Annotated in this window: 17 protein-coding genes; all 17 read right to left on the bottom strand. The window is 45.6% G+C overall.

The window, feature by feature from the left end:
* Positions 1-3: 3 nt before the first annotated feature.
* A complete protein-coding gene (rng, locus tag V7R42_RS14670; protein ID WP_334021009.1) occupies positions 4-1,470 on the bottom strand; it encodes a ribonuclease G in 1,467 nt (488 codons plus the stop codon).
* On the bottom strand, positions 1,467-2,057 hold the full coding sequence (locus V7R42_RS14665) for a Maf family protein (RefSeq protein WP_334021008.1): 591 nt from the start codon (positions 2,055-2,057) through the stop codon (positions 1,467-1,469). The genes rng and V7R42_RS14665 overlap by 4 nt, the downstream gene beginning before the upstream one ends.
* Positions 2,058-2,092: 35 nt before the next feature.
* The gene (gene mreD / locus V7R42_RS14660; RefSeq protein WP_334021007.1) at positions 2,093-2,569 is read right to left on the bottom strand and encodes a rod shape-determining protein MreD; all 477 of its coding nucleotides are present in this window, start codon (positions 2,567-2,569) and stop codon (positions 2,093-2,095) included.
* A 1-nt stretch (position 2,570) separates the two neighbouring features.
* The gene (mreC, locus tag V7R42_RS14655; protein ID WP_334021006.1) at positions 2,571-3,446 is read right to left on the bottom strand and encodes a rod shape-determining protein MreC; all 876 of its coding nucleotides are present in this window, start codon (positions 3,444-3,446) and stop codon (positions 2,571-2,573) included.
* A gap of 37 nt (positions 3,447-3,483) precedes the next feature.
* The gene (locus V7R42_RS14650) at positions 3,484-4,527 is read right to left on the bottom strand and encodes a rod shape-determining protein (protein WP_012516782.1); all 1,044 of its coding nucleotides are present in this window, start codon (positions 4,525-4,527) and stop codon (positions 3,484-3,486) included.
* 356 nt (positions 4,528-4,883) lie between these two features.
* A complete protein-coding gene (locus tag V7R42_RS14645) occupies positions 4,884-8,576 on the bottom strand; it encodes an H-type lectin domain-containing protein (RefSeq protein WP_334021005.1) in 3,693 nt (1,230 codons plus the stop codon).
* Positions 8,576-9,031: an agglutinin biogenesis protein MshP gene (locus V7R42_RS14640; RefSeq protein ID WP_334021004.1), complete on the bottom strand. Its 456-nt coding sequence runs from the start codon at positions 9,029-9,031 to the stop codon at positions 8,576-8,578. Before V7R42_RS14640 ends, V7R42_RS14645 begins: the two co-directional genes overlap by 1 nt.
* A complete protein-coding gene (locus tag V7R42_RS14635) occupies positions 9,021-9,776 on the bottom strand; it encodes a PulJ/GspJ family protein (protein ID WP_334021003.1) in 756 nt (251 codons plus the stop codon). Before V7R42_RS14635 ends, V7R42_RS14640 begins: the two co-directional genes overlap by 11 nt.
* A complete protein-coding gene (locus tag V7R42_RS14630; protein WP_334021002.1) occupies positions 9,776-10,330 on the bottom strand; it encodes a type II secretion system protein in 555 nt (184 codons plus the stop codon). The genes V7R42_RS14635 and V7R42_RS14630 overlap by 1 nt, the downstream gene beginning before the upstream one ends.
* Positions 10,320-10,781 (bottom strand): type II secretion system protein, encoded by a 462-nt coding sequence (locus tag V7R42_RS14625; protein ID WP_171336928.1) that lies wholly within the window; start codon positions 10,779-10,781, stop codon positions 10,320-10,322. The genes V7R42_RS14630 and V7R42_RS14625 overlap by 11 nt, the downstream gene beginning before the upstream one ends.
* Position 10,782: 1 nt before the next feature.
* Positions 10,783-11,295 carry a type II secretion system protein gene (locus V7R42_RS14620; protein WP_334021001.1) on the bottom strand — a complete coding sequence of 171 codons (513 nt, stop codon included), beginning with the start codon at positions 11,293-11,295 and terminating at the stop codon, positions 10,783-10,785.
* Positions 11,296-11,317: 22 nt separating this feature from the next.
* The gene (locus V7R42_RS14615; RefSeq protein WP_334021000.1) at positions 11,318-11,905 is read right to left on the bottom strand and encodes a prepilin-type N-terminal cleavage/methylation domain-containing protein; all 588 of its coding nucleotides are present in this window, start codon (positions 11,903-11,905) and stop codon (positions 11,318-11,320) included.
* A 44-nt stretch (positions 11,906-11,949) separates the two neighbouring features.
* Positions 11,950-12,444, bottom strand: a complete 495-nt coding sequence (locus V7R42_RS14610; RefSeq protein WP_334020999.1) for a hypothetical protein — start codon at positions 12,442-12,444, stop codon at positions 11,950-11,952.
* Positions 12,445-12,471: 27 nt separating this feature from the next.
* Positions 12,472-13,707 carry a type II secretion system F family protein gene (locus V7R42_RS14605; protein ID WP_334020998.1) on the bottom strand — a complete coding sequence of 412 codons (1,236 nt, stop codon included), beginning with the start codon at positions 13,705-13,707 and terminating at the stop codon, positions 12,472-12,474.
* Positions 13,707-15,419: a GspE/PulE family protein gene (locus tag V7R42_RS14600; protein ID WP_334020997.1), complete on the bottom strand. Its 1,713-nt coding sequence runs from the start codon at positions 15,417-15,419 to the stop codon at positions 13,707-13,709. The genes V7R42_RS14605 and V7R42_RS14600 overlap by 1 nt, the downstream gene beginning before the upstream one ends.
* Positions 15,419-16,645: a tetratricopeptide repeat protein gene (locus V7R42_RS14595; RefSeq protein WP_334020996.1), complete on the bottom strand. Its 1,227-nt coding sequence runs from the start codon at positions 16,643-16,645 to the stop codon at positions 15,419-15,421. The genes V7R42_RS14600 and V7R42_RS14595 overlap by 1 nt, the downstream gene beginning before the upstream one ends.
* Positions 16,642-17,544 (bottom strand): ExeA family protein, encoded by a 903-nt coding sequence (locus tag V7R42_RS14590; RefSeq protein ID WP_334020995.1) that lies wholly within the window; start codon positions 17,542-17,544, stop codon positions 16,642-16,644. Before V7R42_RS14590 ends, V7R42_RS14595 begins: the two co-directional genes overlap by 4 nt.
* Positions 17,545-17,546: the final 2 nt, after the last annotated feature.

Below are 17,546 nucleotides of genomic sequence, written 5' to 3'. Positions count from 1 at the left end.
GCATTACATCATGACGACGTCGTACTTATCCTGATTGTACAATGTTTCCATTTGAACCTTGATTTGTTTAGACACAAATACTTCTAGTTCTGCCAGCATATGAGACTCTTCACCCATCAAGGCTTCCGCCACTTTCGGTGAAGCGTAAACCACAAACTTGTCTGCGTCATAGGCGCGATTCACCCGTACAATTTCACGCATAATTTCAAAGCAAATGGTTTCAATGGTTTTTACCGTGCCTCGCCCTTTGCACACAGGGCATTCTCCGCACAATATATGCTCAATGCTTTCACGGGTGCGCTTGCGGGTCATTTCAATTAGCCCTAGCGCCGTAAACCCATGAATATTTATTTTGGCTCTGTCCTTGTTCGTCGCCACCTCTAATGAGTGTAAGACACGTCGCTTGTGGTCAGGTTCAATCATATCTATGAAGTCGATAAGGATCATACCGCCTAAATTACGCAACCTTAACTGACGGGCAATCGCCTGCGTCGCCTCAATATTGGTGTTAAAAATGGTTTCTTCTAAGTTGCGGTGGCCAACAAAGGCCCCGGTGTTAATATCGATAGTGGTCATGGCTTCTGTTTGATCGATAATCAAATAGCCGCCAGATTTCAAGTCAACTCGACGTTCTAAGGCACGCTGTGCTTCGTTTTCCACATCGTATAAATCAAAAATAGGTCTATCACCAGGGTAGTACTCAAGCTTGCCGTTCATCTCAGGCACATACTCTTTGGTGAACTGGTGAAGTTCATTGAATGATAGTTTTGAGTCGATACGAATTCTGTCGAGCTCTGTACCAACAAAGTCGCGTAGCACTCGTCGCGCTAGCGGTAAGTCTTCGTAAAGCACGTTTGACTTGCGCTTTTTCATACGCGACTGGATTTTGTCCCACAGCCGCCTCAAAAAAGCCGCGTCAGACTGCAATTCGTTTTTGCCCACGCCTTCAGCTGCAGTGCGCAGAATAAAGCCGCCGTTCTCATCGCAAAACTCTTGTACCAGCGACTTCAAGCGCTCCCTTTCTGCTTCTTCTTCAATGCGTTGAGACACACCTACGTGAGTCACCGAAGGCATAAATACAAGATAACGACTAGGAATAGTAATGTCTGTGGTAAGCCGTGCGCCTTTGGTACCGATGGGATCTTTTACCACCTGAACCACAATGTCTTGACCGTCTCGCACTAACTCGCGAATGTCTTGCTTTTGAATATGGCTTGCCGAAACTTCTTCAGCAATTTCATTGTGAATAACAATGTCAGATGCATGTAAGAACGCGGCCTTTTCAAGGCCAATATCAACAAATGCCGCCTGCATTCCAGGTAATACACGACTAACCTTTCCGCGATAGATATTACCCACCAAACCGCGTTTAGTATGACGTTCTACGTGAATTTCTTGAAGTATTCCGTTTTCAATAAGCGCCACCCGAGACTCAGACGGGGTAACGTTAATAAGCAGTTCAGCACTCACGATACAACTCCAAATGCGTTAAGTAATTGGCGGGTTTCGTACAGCGGTAGGCCTATAACGGCACTAGCGCTACCATTAATAGAAACCACAAACTCCCCACCAATACCTTGAATAGCGTAACTTCCTGCTTTGTCGGCAGGTTCTCCTGTATCCCAGTATGCGTCAATTTGCTCATCCGTCAATACAGCAAAAGTCACCGATGTGGTAATTACCTGGGTCTGTTGCCGCGTATCATCAAGTACACAGATAGCGGTTAATACGTCATGCGTTTTACCAGAAAGCATGGTAAGAATGCGCTTAGAGTCAGCTTTATTTTCAGGCTTGCCAACACTTTGCCCGTTAAACGATATCAGCGTGTCACTGGCCAGAATAACCTTGTTGTCGGACATTGCCTGCTGAGCCACAAGATGTGCTTTTACCGCTTGCGCTTTTTCAGTGGCAAGCCTTGCGACGAGATCCATCGGCGACTCATTGGTACGGGAAGTTTCGTCAATGTCGGCAGGTTGTATTGTATGGGCTATGTTCATTTGCTTGAGCAAAGCGGTGCGCCGTGGAGAGGCTGACGCTAACACTACCGATTTTTTCATTGGCTTACCTTTGGATTAATCGAAACGTGTTCGAGTTACGATATTGAAAACTGCCTGCGAGTGCGTCTAAGCAGCCAAAATACCCATGGCCACAATACCATTGATGTTATAACTGGCCACAGATAATCAACTTGGAAATAAATATCTGTCAGCAAATGCTGCACCCAGAACGTGAGTAAGTGATATAACGCCGATAAAAGGCCAATAACAATGGCCTGCTGCCACACAGAATAATTTCGCAGCCGTTGATAGTTTGCCGCTAAAACGTATACGCAAATACTTAACCCAAGGCTATGAATCCCCAAAGTAGTGCCAACCAAAACATCCATGGCAACACCCGTTAAGAAACCTACTCCCACATTTACTCGATGGGGTAACGCCATGCTCCAGTAGGCTAATACAACCAACACCCAGTCAGGACGGTAAACATCGACTTGAACAGGTAGTGGTGCAATTTGTAGTACCAGAGCGACGAAGAGGCTTATCCATATAACGAGGTTACGTTTACGCATGTTAAGATTCTTCCTCGTTTACAGCGGGCTTATCAGTTTCGTCAGTTGGGCTAGTTTCAGGTGTATGCCATAACAACAGTAGATGTCTTAGCCTGTCTAGCTTAGCTAAAGGCGTGGCAATTACACGAGCAAAAGGCCGGCTTTCATCTCGAATAACTTGGGAAACGATTGCCACTGGATAGCCTTCGGGAAAGACCTTTCCCAATCCAGACGAGATTAGCGTGTCGCCTTCTTGAATATCGACACTGTGAGGAACGTGTTCTAAATATAGCTCGTTTAGCGCACCGCTTCCGGTTGCGATAAAACGAATATCGTTTCGAAGAGATCGCACGGGAACAGCGTGGGTAACATCAGCTATGAGTAACACGCGACTGTTTGTGGACCCAACTTCCATTACCTGACCCACGATGCCATTGTCATCAATAACTGGCTGAGACAGATATACGCCGTCAATCGCCCCTTTATTGATTACGACTTGCTGACTGTAGGGGTTTTTATCTACCGCCATTAACTCAGCCACCATTTTTCGAGAAGAACCCCGGATAGGTGCTTGCAATAGCTCTCGTAGTTGGGCATTTTCTTTTGCGATCACATCGAACTGCTGGATCTTTTCGCTCATCAATAACAGTTGATTATTTAGCTTTTGATTTTCCGCCAACAGTTGCTCTTGAGAGGTAAGGCGCTGGGCGCTTTCACTAAGCATCAACCCAGGAAGGTTAGCAATATACTGCAGCGGGCTCATTAAAGAGTTGAGGTAAACTCGCGTTGATTTAAAGCCATCCATTTTGTGATCAACAAATATCAGCGTTACCGACAGCAATAGCGCCAGCGTAAGCCTGATATTTAATGAAAGACTGCGAGTAAAAATAGTATCCATGATACAAATAAGGCAACCTTACGGTTGCCTTTCCTGTTTATTCGTAGCTAAACAGGTCGCCACCGTGAAGGTCAATCATATCGAATGCCTTACCACCGCCGCGTGCTACACAGGTTAGCGGATCATCAGCAATAACAACTGGAATGCCCGTTTCTTCCATGAGTAATCTATCTAAGTCTTTAAGTAACGCGCCACCACCGGTAAGCACCATTCCTCGCTCAGAAATATCAGACGCCAGTTCTGGCGGAGACTGCTCTAGCGCCACCATAACAGCAGAAACGATACCTGTTAGCGGCTCTTGAAGCGCTTCAAGAATTTCATTCGAGTTTAGCGTAAATCCGCGCGGTACGCCTTCCGCAAGGTTGCGGCCACGAACTTCAATTTCACGAACTTCTTCGCCTGGATATGCGGCGCCAATTTCATGCTTGATACGCTCGGCAGTCGCTTCACCGATAAGTGAACCGAAGTTACGACGAATATAGTTAATGATAGCTTCGTCGAATTTATCACCTCCAATACGGACAGATGATGAATAGACCACCCCGTTTAATGAAATGATAGCAACCTCGGTAGTACCACCACCGATATCTACCACCATAGAACCTTGTGCTTCAGATACAGGCAGACCTGCACCGATTGCTGCAGCCATAGGTTCATCAATAAGAAATACTTCGCGTGCACCGGCACCCAGCGCTGATTCTTTAATTGCACGACGCTCTACCTGTGTTGAACCACACGGCACACATACCAATACACGAGGACTAGGACGCAGGAAATTATTGTCGTGCACTTGTTTAATAAAGTGCTGAAGCATTTTTTCAGTTACGTAAAAGTCGGCGATAACACCGTCTTTCATTGGTCGGATAGCACGTATGTTACCCGGCGTGCGACCAAGCATTCGCTTAGCTTCTGCACCCACTGCCGCAACACTTTTAGGCCCAGCCGCGCGCTCTTGACGAATAGCTACTACTGAAGGCTCGTTTAGAACAATACCTTGGTCTTTAACATAAATCAGCGTATTAGCTGTTCCGAGGTCGATGGACAGATCGTTAGAGAACATGCCTCGAAGCTTTTTAAACATGAAGAGTGTATTCCTGTTTCTGTGTTAACGCGTATTTGCAAAGGTGAGATGGCGACGCTTTAACGTGAAGTCGATATTTATTCTCACACTTTAACAATGGGGGCAATTTTGGGCAAGCGATGGTGTAATTAAGTGACGAAATAACTGCATTTTTGCTTAGTAATTTTAGCGCTTTACCCATGAAGGGATACCACACACGCGTTTCCAAATAATTTAAAAATAAGACTCACATAGTGACCCTGTGAAAATTAGAAGGTTCAAAAAACAATTTGCTAATAATTTACATCTCTTTATATTGGCGCCACTACAGTGTGCTACGCAGCTAGCGTTAAGACCAAACAGGCTAACCTTCTTTGCTAATTATTGATTTGCTCGCGCTTGTAAATAATATTGTCGTTTCCTCGATACACACCATACGTGAGCGTTGCGTTTGGGGGATTATCAGCTTCGCCATCTCCATCCCAATCCCACAATAGCCAAGCATCAGGCGTATAACTAACAGGATAATTGCCAGCACCGTTTGGTGATGACAGGCGTATTCCGTCACTATTTCTATAGGCTCCTTCACTTAACGACTCTTCCCCCGAAGAAACCAATTCACCAGATTCGTCATTCACGTTGTCGTGATCATAAGCCGTACAACTGTCATACTTATTAATTCGCCAATTATTTCCGTCCCAATATTGGGTGCGAAGCGGTAACAAAAGCGCTTCGTCGGCTGCACCGTAGTTATTTATTAACGTAGCACGACCATAGGCGAAGCTGATTGAATCACCAAAATCATCAACGCACTGACCGGAACAAGAAAGTCCATTGAAGTTTGCGCCCTCAATTTGTGCTTGGTCTGCCACCAGCGCAATGTGTGCTTCGAGGTAGGACCCATCTACGCTATTGTCAGCAAGGCGACTAAATACGATATCGTTGTCAGAAAATGAAATAAGACCAGCACTGGCATTTTGCGGCCAACTTATTGAATTAATGTTTTCAAGCCTATTTAGCAAGCTTGTGCCGTGCTCGACTTGTAAGCTGATATTGACCAGTTTATCAAAACCATCGTAGTAGTTTGTGGTGCGGCTGCCATTTTGATTAAGTGCGGTTAGCGAGAAGCTTACTTCGCTAATGGGTTGATCAAAGTAATTAAATGCGCCATTGACGTTACACGCTGCTTCAACACTTCCGCTCAAGGCAAAATTAGAAGGTGCGAAACGCCCAACGTTTTGCACCAGCCCCTGCACGGTGGTATCTGACAAATAAGTACTCTGTGCAGCAATGGAAATTGTACCTACCTCATCGTAATTAATACCAACGTTAACTTTACCTTCGTCGCTAAATAAAATACTGGGCACGCTCAATGTACCCGTTGCGCCGCCACTAGGAAGTATATTTAAGGGTGTTAACAACGCGCTACCTGAAAAATGCTCCGCGGTATTATTGTTTTCCAGTGCTGCAAAGTTATCTGGTATTCCATCGTCGTTACTGTCTTCACCATCGACCCACTGTACTGTTCGCAAGCCTAAGACAAAGTCTTCCCCTGTCAGTTTGAGCAGCGAACCATTCGCACTATTCGCGTAACCGTTAAGATTGGAGCTCGTGCCGCTATCATTTAAGATATTCATAGCAAAGCCGAACGGACGCACTTTAAAAGTATTAGAAGAACCTGCAATACCGCTTCGATTTGTTATGTCTGCTGACAACGACAACTCTCCCGCATCTGGGTATTGAATTGTAAAGGCTGCTCGCGAGTCAGCATCAAATTGGATAGGAAAGGTGCGTGGGGTTAGCCCCAGTTGATGTGCATTACCGTTATTGATAAGCAGTAGGGTGTTAGAACAATTGCTCGAACTAGAACAGTTATAATTTAATTCAACATCGACAATTTGATTTTTTAGCGTGTCAGAATTCCCACATGCTTCGATTGCATAGGTCTTGCTGTTAAAGCCAGTGTCTGAAGGCTTACCAGAAAGCTGAGTAACGATGGTTTCTGAATCATCAGTGATATTCTTAAACACCAGCCCGTCGGATTCATACTTTATTTTACAGCTACCTAAATTCACTTCTTTACCACCGATAAAGCAACGCAATTGAGAAGATGGATTTTCTCCCGAAGTAGCAAGTTCAGGATCTGCGCCTCTAAGGCTATCGAGTGTTAGCGAGGTCTGCCCGATAAACGTTACGCTGTCGTCAGGCGACCATCGATAGTTACCGCTATTAACGGGCACCAAGTTGACTGTAGATGGCTGGGAGTAGAGTAAATCACAGTTGACGTCTGCACAGGCTTTTAGGGTAACTTCTTTCGCGGCGCAGCTACTACCCTTGTTATCAGCCAGTTCAAAACGATAGTGATTCAGTACTTCAATGACTTCCCGACCGCAGATGCCAGGAATATTGTTTGGCACTTCATTAGCCGTCACCCTCAGAGTAGCAGGTGAGCCGACGCCACCTCCTGCGGTAAAGCGGCCTCTCAATGTGCCTTCAGACACATTGGCAAAGGTTATTTCACCTTTTGCTAAAACCAATGCGTTGGGGTTTGAGCCATCGATGACCACATCTCCATCGACATAAATAGCGAGATAAGCCCCTTCAGCGACAGTGATATTTGCATTCACCATGGTGAACTTTGTAGCCACGCCACCTATATTGTCCCCCGGGTCAGAAACATAAATTCGCGTGGGTGCAATTACGTTGTAGTTACCCGCCGCCATGGTTACCAGTTGACGGTTAAAATAATAATCCCCCGCTAAATCCCCTTCTGCTATCTCTGGGCCGCTATCGTCAATGGTAATTGTTGGTATCGCTCTCGCTTGTGAGTCGGTAAGCGCATCTGTGTTGTTCACGGTACAGTCGACAGGGTTCTGTCCGCATTTTGGGTAGTCTGCAGATCCACTTGTAGCGTCGGTGATAAACTGCTGTGCTAACAACACACCTGCATTTTCATCAATCATTCGGCTACCAGCTGCGAGTGAAATTGCGGAACCACTAAAAGCGGCAATTGCGCCAGGGAAGGCGTCATCACAACTAGGAACTTCACCACTAAACACAAACTCTGAAGTCATAGCCAGAATGCTAGCGTCTTCTTCAGTGTGGTTGCGCTCAGAGTCTAAGCTTCTATCCTCATCTACACGCAGTCCAAGCCTATTTTTGTTTACGCCGCAACTGCGAAGCCAACCGCCGTCGCCGCCGTTTCTACTTATTTTACTGGCTGCAACCAAAGGAGTTTGCGCATAGTTATTTTTAAAGTCATTTCGAAAGCAACCATCGTCCCACCCCTGTATGCGTACGTCGGCAAAATCGGCTTCCCATACCACTTCAATACCATTGTCATCGAAAAATTTACGATTGAACCCCTCTGTTGTCGCCATGTAAGCTACCGTTTCATTGCGTGTAACTGGCGCATAATCTGTTTCAGACGCTTCCAACGCCATAAAATAAGACGGTGCTTCATACTTTGCTGCAATAGTTAGAAACGGCAACAAGTGTTCGTTGGGTGGCTTCTTTCCATTAACGTCAACTTGGTTATTTAACGTTTGAATAGAGTGAAAGAAAACAGGCCGTTCACCAAAATCAGTTTCAAGTGAAACGCGAGCATATCTCGCATTTTCTTCGCCCACCTTCAAGGGGCCGTTAGGTTCATACCAAGGAGAGCTTGTCGATGCCTGAATAGTCCCCCCTCCGAGCTCCATCTTACCGACTTCAACAATATCGCCGTCAGGAAATTCATGAACGCCATACGCAATCGCTAAGTAATGTGCTCCCATCGTGATATGCGGACCATCTTCTCCAGAAGGCTCAAGGGGCAAAGCTTCAAAACCTGTGCGGGTAACGTTGCGAATTTTAACAATGGCAGGGTTGCTACCTTGATTGGTAGAGAGCATAAACACTGCTGGCGGCTCGTCGTATACCTGTGAAAAACTAATGGTTGTCCACTCTGCTTTATTGTAGGTGTTTTGAAGCTCGATGAACCTGCCTTCGATTTGAGGGACGGCTTGCACGGGCAGTGCAACACATAACGAGAGAAACAAAAAAAACAGCGAAATAGACTTTAAGTTCATTATTGTTCCTGCCTTACTTCAACGCTTACTTTCCTCGATGTTTCTATTTGTCCCGCAGAGCAACTAGATTCCGATGTCAGCAAGTAGACTTCCACTGCATTAGAGGTAACTTCCGGTTCTGGTGATACTGCAGGACCTATACACTCTATGTCCGCTTTACAGTTTTCAAGACCACTTGTTGTAAACATTATTTCGGTCTGATAAGGGCATGTTCGGTCTTGGATTTCAACTAACCGGGAAACCGCAACTTCCATCCCGCTCTGCGCTGCTAAATAGGCGCGAGCACCATAATATTCAATGGATTGCTGACGTATGTTTGATGAAATCTGATTAGACAACGCAATGCCAAGTCCTAGAAGTACAATGCTAATAATGATCGCCACAATAGTGGTAGAGCCACGTTGTTTTGATAGGGTGCGAGAAGGCGATAAAGTAAATTGTCTATTAGGGAACATTGGGGAAGTGTACCTCGTGCGAGAAAGCCAACGTCTCGTCATCATTACCGATGAGCGTCAAGTCTAATTTGACCAAAGCATTTTGGCGCAAACTTGCCGTTATTACATCTGCACTCCAGCTACTTACATTCGTTGCAATAATACCTGAACTCATTCCATCTCTGCGGACCAAAGCCTCACCCTGCGCCGTTGTTTCCTTACACACTGACACTGGGTTTTCGTTAAACACAAAAAAACGCTTCCCTGGAGACGATTGAGTGTTTTCCGTCCCTAACTCAATTAGGTATTGGTGCTCCAAATCATTGCCTTCGTCATCGGTGGCGACGGTAAATCCATTATAGTCTACGCTGTTGTCAATCACACTTTGCGGACTCGTTGGATAAATAACTAATTTATCGTCCGCTGTAGGAGCCTCCATTTCAAACACTACGGAATGCAGCTTGTCATCGAAAGGGTCTGCGATATATGTACCGCTCATGACAATTGGATAGTAGGTCAAGCACCCTAAACTAGCGTCAAAAGAGACCGAGTTAGGCACAATATTTCGAAGTTCTTTTTCCAATCGCAAAATGATAAAGCGCGCATCTGAAACGAGTCGGGTACGCTCTGCGCCAGTTATATAGATTTGTGCGCTTAAAGAAATAACCTGTGCCACGGATAGGCTAATCACGCCTAAAATAGTGATCACTAAGATAAGCTCTATAAGTGTAAAACCACGTTGGCGTCTTGCTTTTGGTAGGGACATTAATAGCTCCCTCGATAAGCACTGAAGTTGTAAACTTGGCCGTCTGGAGCTGTGAGCGCGATATCGATACGCTTGTATTGTTTTGGTGCTCTTTTGTTTAAGTCTGACTCAATTGAAGAGTCATAAGTAACATTTACTCTGTATGCAAAGCCATTATAATTCCCGCCAGCATTACTTACTGTATAACCGTTGTAATCATCTACATCGTCATAAGCTTCTTCGGAGGTTTCACCAGCGTCCGGCCCCAAAGCGCCGGAACACAGATTATCGCTGGCATTAGACGGATTAGGTTTATCGACGCAGGTGACAAATGGTGGGCTTCGGTCGCTATTTTCATCATAAGAGCGACTAAGAATGTCATTCATTAAAGACTGCCCTAGCTTCGCCGCTTTCAGCTGACGAAATGGCTCTGCGGTTTGTTCAGCTTGCGGGACAATAAGCGACAGAACTACGGTTAGGCTAATCGTAAATACAACAATACCAATCACCAGCTCTAACAGGGTAAAGCCGTTCACGCATTTTTTATGTACAGGCAATACAACCCTAGCACGCATAAACTGCCCCTTCGCTTTGTAAACACATGGCAAAGGTACTTATTTGAATTCTACAATTCGTTGAACACGCGATATTTCGCGGCCTGCCAAACCCGTCAAACTGAATTTGAGAAAAGCTATCGCCATTTTCATCGGCCGTTTGAAAAGTAAAGTCGGTGCTTGATGCATCGACTACCTGATCGGCATCAAAAGCGGTAGAAAGAGCGTTTGTACAATCGTGGCCAGCGGGAGGGGCAATGATTGTGGCGGTTATTTTCACACAGCTAGTGTCTTGCACATTTTGCATAGCACGAAACTGCATGTTACGAACAACTTGAAGTGTGCGATCGCGAAGGGCGATAGCTTCTTCCGTATCGTTACCAAGAAAGCGAGGTGCGGCGGTTACCGCCAGCACACCAATAACCAATATGGTTATGATAAGTTCTACTAATGTAAAACCGGTTTTCTTCACATTATTCGACGCAAGTATTTACTGTGATAGTAGGTCGCGCGCCTTCAGCTGTTGAATTAGTGTAAGCAACAGAACAGGCACTATTGGCCGCTGCAGGATCTGGAGCCCCGTCATAAGCGCCCGTGTAATAGATAAGAATAGTGTCTTCATCTACAGACTCAGTCGCATATTCACCGCCAGTGTTATCGATATCAGCATCGAGGATATTTGTAAAATTCGCAGCAGTTGCAGCATCAGGATAACCATACACCAAAGAAACCGTAGTGCTGTTGCCAATATTTACTGATTCTGATCCGTCGCTTGAAGCAGCTACGTTATTGATAAGTGCCTTACCATAAACAACCGATGAAGCAGATTCTAAAGAACCAGCGATACCTTCCAATACAGAATCACGCGCATCATCTTGAAGGTTCAAAAACTTAGGTGCTGCGGTTACCGCTAGAATACCCAGCAGTACAATAACAATGATTAACTCGATTAGGGTAAAACCCTGTTGTGTTGATACTTTTTGCATAATTAAACTTCCTAGGTATTAATTAAAAAACAGTAACCTGGCCAGTGGATGGGTTGTAAGTGAAACCGTCGTACGTTGTACCGTCTGGCGTTCCGTCTGCCGGTGCTGAGCTATTAGGTAAACCCATAGATTCAACTAAGTAGTAAACACAAAGCGTATTTGCACCTGAGTCGTCCTCACGAACGGCATATCTGAAATCAGCAACAACGGTGTCGTTCGTCGACGTTGTGTTTGTTGGTGCTGACTGAAGAATTAGGTCAAATACGTTTTTACATTCAGTGTCGTTAACGGTAGAAATAAGTGTGTTGCCTGTAGAGCTTCCCGTTGGGTAACCAATGGTGCCGTCTACCCCTACTTGCGTCTGATCGTAAGTGACTACAGTGCCGTTCCCATTTCCATTATTTCCGTTCGGACGGCCTTCAACTTCCCACTGCGCTCTTACAAGACCTACCGCTGCGGCAAAACCACCGGCAACACCTTCAACACTTGCTTCACGAGCTTCATCTGTAACATCAATAAAGCGTGGTAATGCTGTGGCCGCAAGCAACCCTAGAATGATTACAACAATTATCAGCTCGATTAGCGTAAAGCCTTTTTGCTTGGTGTTCATAACATCTCCTTGATGACGATAAGGCGAATGGTGCCGCCGTTTAATCAACTGTTTCTTTGCCTGACAACGCCGCTACCAGCGTTATATTCAAACCAAATATCTTTTTCCCAAAAAAATGCACATTGTAAGTAACCGTTTGCATACTGGTCACTTACAGTCACTGTTGACAGCGCTTCACCTTCCCTTAAGGTTGCAAGTGTCAGCATGTATTCGCACGCATTCCCCTGTTCTTTTTCAAGTCCTTCGGGCCAACCTTTTTCATTAATGTATAGCTCTGCCGCCACATCTTTGTGCTGTTTAACTTTGCCAGCAGCGTCAAACTCAGTTTCGTAAATAAGCACAGTATCTTGCTTAGTCTTTATCCATTGTGCCCTGGCTAATATCACCACTCGCTGAAACTGTGCAATCGCGTTCTCTTTGTTAACCTTTTCCGCTTCATCAATAATTGGTGTCGCGTAAAACACGTATGTTGTCCCAATAACAGCAAGCAATACGCCTATAACAACAAAATTAAGTAACCCCGTTTTGGTGCTTGCCACGCTTTTCCCCAGTTATAAAGCGCTTTATCAGCCGCCTTTCACCGCCGACATCATGTTCCACATTGGCGTAAATATGCCAAGCGCCAGGATCAATACCATTACCGCAACAAAACCAATCAAAATAGGTTCGATTTTGGCCGTTAAACTTTTCAAGTCGAAGTCGACTTCACGTTCGTAATAGTCAGCACTTTCTTCTAACAACGGTTCTAGTCGCCCCGTCTCCTCACCTACTGCAATCATCTGTAGTACGAGTGTAGAAAACAGTTCGCTATTTTTCGAAACTCTAAGCAAACTTTCGCCTTTTTCGATTCCTTGCCGCATTTCTTTAATGCGCTTTTGCATGTGCGCGTTGTCAACGGCGTCGGCAGTAAGTGAAAGCCCTGCGGTTAACGGCACGCCTGCACGTAAGATCATTGAAAAACTTCGGCTATATCTTGAAAGTAATGATCGCTCAATAATGCTGCCCACGACAGGCAACTTTAGTTTAAATTTGTCCCACTTGAGTCGTCCATTAGTCGAATTAACGTATTGTTTAGCAGCGAAAACCCCTCCCACAATCACAATAATTAGCAGCCACCAATAGTTCACAAAGAAATTGGAAGTACCAATTAACACGCGGGTCATAATTGGAAGTTCAGTGTCAAAGCGCTCAAACATTTGGGTGAACACTGGCACAACAAATAGATTCAAAATAAACATGGCAATTGCTAGCGCAATTAACACAAAAGTGGGATAGCGCAGCGCCGATTTGATGCGCTTGCGGGTTTCTTGCTCGCGTTCGAAATAGAGGGCAAGCTGTAAGAATACGTCGTCTAATTTACCGGTATTTTCACCTACCACCACCACGGATATGGTAAGTCTCGTAAACACTTTTTCATATTTAGCCATGGAAGAAGACAGACTTCGTCCCTGCTCTAACTGGTCTGCAATATCTTTCAAAATCTCTTGAAAGCGTTTATGCGATGCATTTTCGCTTAGGCCTTTAATGGCGCGAATAATGGGAATACCGGCCTTTAGCAATGAGTACATTTGGCGGGAGAAAATGATCATTTCATCCAGTCCCACCTTTTGTTGAAATAAACGCGTGATATCGAAACCGTTTCCTTCATTGTCTGCACTGCGTTTTTTTGATTCAACAATGGTAAGAGGCACTATGTTTTGTGACAGCAAGGCTTGTGCTGCGGCTTGCGCTGACGCGGCTTCAATAACCCCTTTTTGAGGCCCGCCTTGCGTTGACTTACCTGCGTACTTGAACTGTGGCATTAGTGATTCACCACTTCAGGAACAAATTCAGCGACTTTGAACACTTCATCTAAAGAAGTTTTGCCCTGAGCTGCGTAGTCCAGTGCCATGTGAGATAAAGGAACAAAGTCTTTATTCGCCTTAGTCGCATCTACGAAGCCCTGCGTGTCGTCTTCACGCAAGGCCTCCATCATGTCTTCGTTCATTTCCAGAAATTCAAAAACGCCTATCCGGCCTTTGTATCCTGTGTGATTACAGCTGTTGCACCCGCGCCCTTTATAGAAGGTGGCAGTGGCTAATTCAGGTTTCAAGAAGCCAACCCACGCTTGTTCTTGGGCGGTTGCAGGCTTTTCTTCTTTGCAGTTTTCACACACCCTACGAACCAGACGCTGTGCAAGCACTCCTCGTAATGAAGTAGCAACCAAATACGGCGCCGCGCCCATATCGATAAGGCGAATAGCGCTGGTTACTGAGTCGTTGGTGTGAAGCGTACTTAATACCAAGTGGCCGGTTAATGCACCTCGAAGACCAATCTCTACGGTTTCTTGGTCACGCATTTCCCCCACCATGATAATGTCGGGGTCTTGACGTAACGTAGTGCGAAGAATGGCGGCAAAGTCCAGCCCAATTTTGGCATTAACCTGAACTTGATTGATTCGCGGTAGACGGTATTCAATGGGGTCTTCAGCCGTTATGATTTTAAGGTCAGGCTTATTGAGTTCGCTAAGTGCCCCATACAGAGTCGTAGTTTTACCGGAACCCGTAGGCCCCGTTACCAGGATCATTCCGTGGGGACGATTAATGGCAGCTCTAAATTTCTCTGCCATAGCATCGGGCATACCGGTTTGGTCTAGCGTTAGTAGGCCAGCAGACTGGTCTAATAAACGCATAACTACCGCTTCTCCATTGGCTACCGGCATGGTCGACACACGCACATCTAAGGTGTGTCCTTTCACTTTAATATTAAATCGTCCGTCTTGTGGAATACGCTTTTCAGATATATCCAAGCCAGACATGAGTTTGAGTCGTAGTACCAGCGCCGACGCTATTTTCACTTGGTTAAGCGTGTTTTCTTGCAAAACGCCGTCGACACGTTGACGAATACGCAGGATTTTTTCATCGGGCTCGATGTGAATATCTGATGCCCTAACTTGAACGGCATCTTCAAATATGGAGTGAAGTAGCTTAACAACCGTGGCATCCGAGGTGGTGTCATCAAGGGCTGACAACTCAAAATCAGCCTCGTCTGCATACTCTTCACCTAGTTTTTCAGCAAACGACGCAATGTCCTGGGTACGGCGGTAAACAGAATCAAATGCCTCTAGCATTTGGTCCTCTTGTACGATAGCCAGCTCAATGGTTCGAGGAGCGACTAACGGGCCCAGCTGGTCTAAGCCTCCCAAGTCCGTTGGGTCGCTCATACCCAGCAGCACTTCATCGTCGTCCGCTTCTAACACCAAGGCACGATAGCGACGTGCGTAAGTCTCTGGGACAAGCTGGGCTTGCTCTGGGTCTATACGGCGCTGTGTTATATCCAAGAAAGGAATATTTAGCTGCTGTGCCAAGAAGCGAAGGAGCTGGGGTTCGCCGATAAAGCCCAAATCGATAAGTGTATCCCCCAGTTTGCGTCCTGACGTTCGCTGCGCCGCAAGCGCATTGTCAAGCTGCTCACTGGAGATAATGTTTTCGTGAACGAGTAAGTCGCCAAGGCGCATCTTTAATCGAGGTCGCATTAAGGCTGCTCCTGTAAATCAGTTAGACGCGAGTTTGCATATTGTGCAGATGTAGAGGAAAGTCCGCCAATGGCGAGTGCTCTGGAATAAGATGATATCGCCAGGCGCTCATCTGCCAATGCGTCATAATTCACCCCTAGTGCCAACCACCATTTCGCATTATTAGGCTGTAGCGATGTCATAGCGCTGAATGCTGATATCGCTTGATCTGACTTATTGATGGTTTGAGCAGAGGTGCCCTTTAAAATTAGATAGTCGGCACGGCCTTCGGCTAACGCTTTAGCATCCAAGCTATCAGGCATCAAATTCAATACTTCTTCGAAGCGGCTTTCCTGCACCAGAATTTTGGCCATTAGCTCTCGCCAAATTAATTCGCTAGGCGAGATCACAATGCCCTCTGAAAGTACCTGCAGTGCCTGTAAATTATTATTTTGTCCAAAATAAAGTGCAGCCAGCTGCTTGCGCGCCTCGTCATTTTGCGGAAAGGTTGCCAGTGCTAGCGTGAAGCTTTTTTGAGCCTCATCAAAAATGCCAAAGTTATACGCTTTAAGTCCTGCTTCTAAATGCACTGCACTTTGTTGTTCAGGTGACTTTGGTGCTACCTCAACTACAGGCTCTCTGGTTATGATATTTGTGGGTTTAGGCTCTGCGGCCTTCGAGCTTGAGGGTCGTGTTTTGCTAACCGCAAACAGTTCTGATTGAGGGCTACTGGCGTTTGCGCTGTTATTGACGTTTGACGCATTTACATCATCAGCTGTGCTGGTTGCTGATACCGTAGTTGTAACCCTTTTTCTGTATTGAGCTTCATCATCTTCAAGGGACTCATCAACGGTATTGAAAACAAGCTCAGCCACATCTGACGCACGGTTTTGTAGCGCCATATCACTTTCAGATAACGGGGTTGATTGCATTCCTTGTGACGGCGCATTTATATCTGCTGTGCTATCTGCAACGCGCTCTGATATTGTACTTTCAGCAGGCGGGTTGTTAACGCTCGGGGCACTTGAAACGGTCGTTGTGCTTAATCCATCTTCATTTTTTTCGCGATGGGAAGTACCAGATAAAAGTGTAATTACTAACCATACTACAAACACCAAAACGGCGATGATCATGAGCGCTTTTGGCCAAACTGGACGTTGACTGACTTCAACGGTTGGCGGCAAACCAAACTCTTCACTTTTATTGCGTTCATCCAGTGACTTTAAGGTGTCATTCAAAATACTCATATGCCACCTGCGCTGTATACATGCAGTACACTTGCTACTGCCACCACAGCAAGCGACAAAATAACAAGACTCTGCCTTGGGACAAGTCGGCGTTTACAGTCATGTGTATCGAAAACGGCGCTTAGAGTATGTGACCACGTCGCCGACGCCTTGCCTTGACCATATGCGCGCAAAAGAATCTTATGACAAACTATGTTAACCAAGCGAGGCGTACCCTTGGTAACCAACGCTATAAATGCGCGCAGTCCTCTAGATATCAACTGCTCGTTACCACCCGCTGTCGTCAACCGGTGACCAATGTAGTAATCGACTTCGGCTGACGTCATTGTGCGTAAAGTGTAAGAAAAACTTATGCGCTGGCGGATTTGTCTTACTTTAGGGTTTGCCAGGTTGTCATCAAGTTCAGGCTGCCCAAACAAGACAATTTGAAGCAGCTTACTTTTTTCCGTTTCCAAATTGCTAAAAAGACGCAGCATCTCAAGAGCATCCCAACTCAGCGACTGCGCTTCGTCAATGATTAATACCGCTTGTCGCCCCTCTTTTTTAAGGGCTAATAGCTTTGTCTCTATTGCATTATGCAAGCCTTGATTATCACTATTTCCCTCCGTAACAATACCTAACTCCCTCGCAAATGCTTGGCGTAATTCATCAGGCGAAAGGTATGGATTGGGTAAATAGCAGGCTACAAATTTATCAGACAGATGATTAATTAACTTACGGCATAACAATGTCTTACCTGTACCGACTTCACCGGTTACTTTTATAAAGCCTTCAGACATACTCAATGCTGATAAAATGACTTTTAACGCTTCATTGTGTGGCGCAAGCGCACAAAAGAAATCCGTATTCGGGGTAAGCGAAAACGGCATATCTGTGAAGTGAAAAAAGCCCTGATACATAA

The sequence above is a fragment of the Alteromonas sp. S015 genome, assembly GCF_036864485.1.
Classification (GTDB): domain Bacteria; phylum Pseudomonadota; class Gammaproteobacteria; order Enterobacterales; family Alteromonadaceae; genus Alteromonas.
This window is presented reverse-complemented; position numbering and strand designations above follow the sequence as displayed.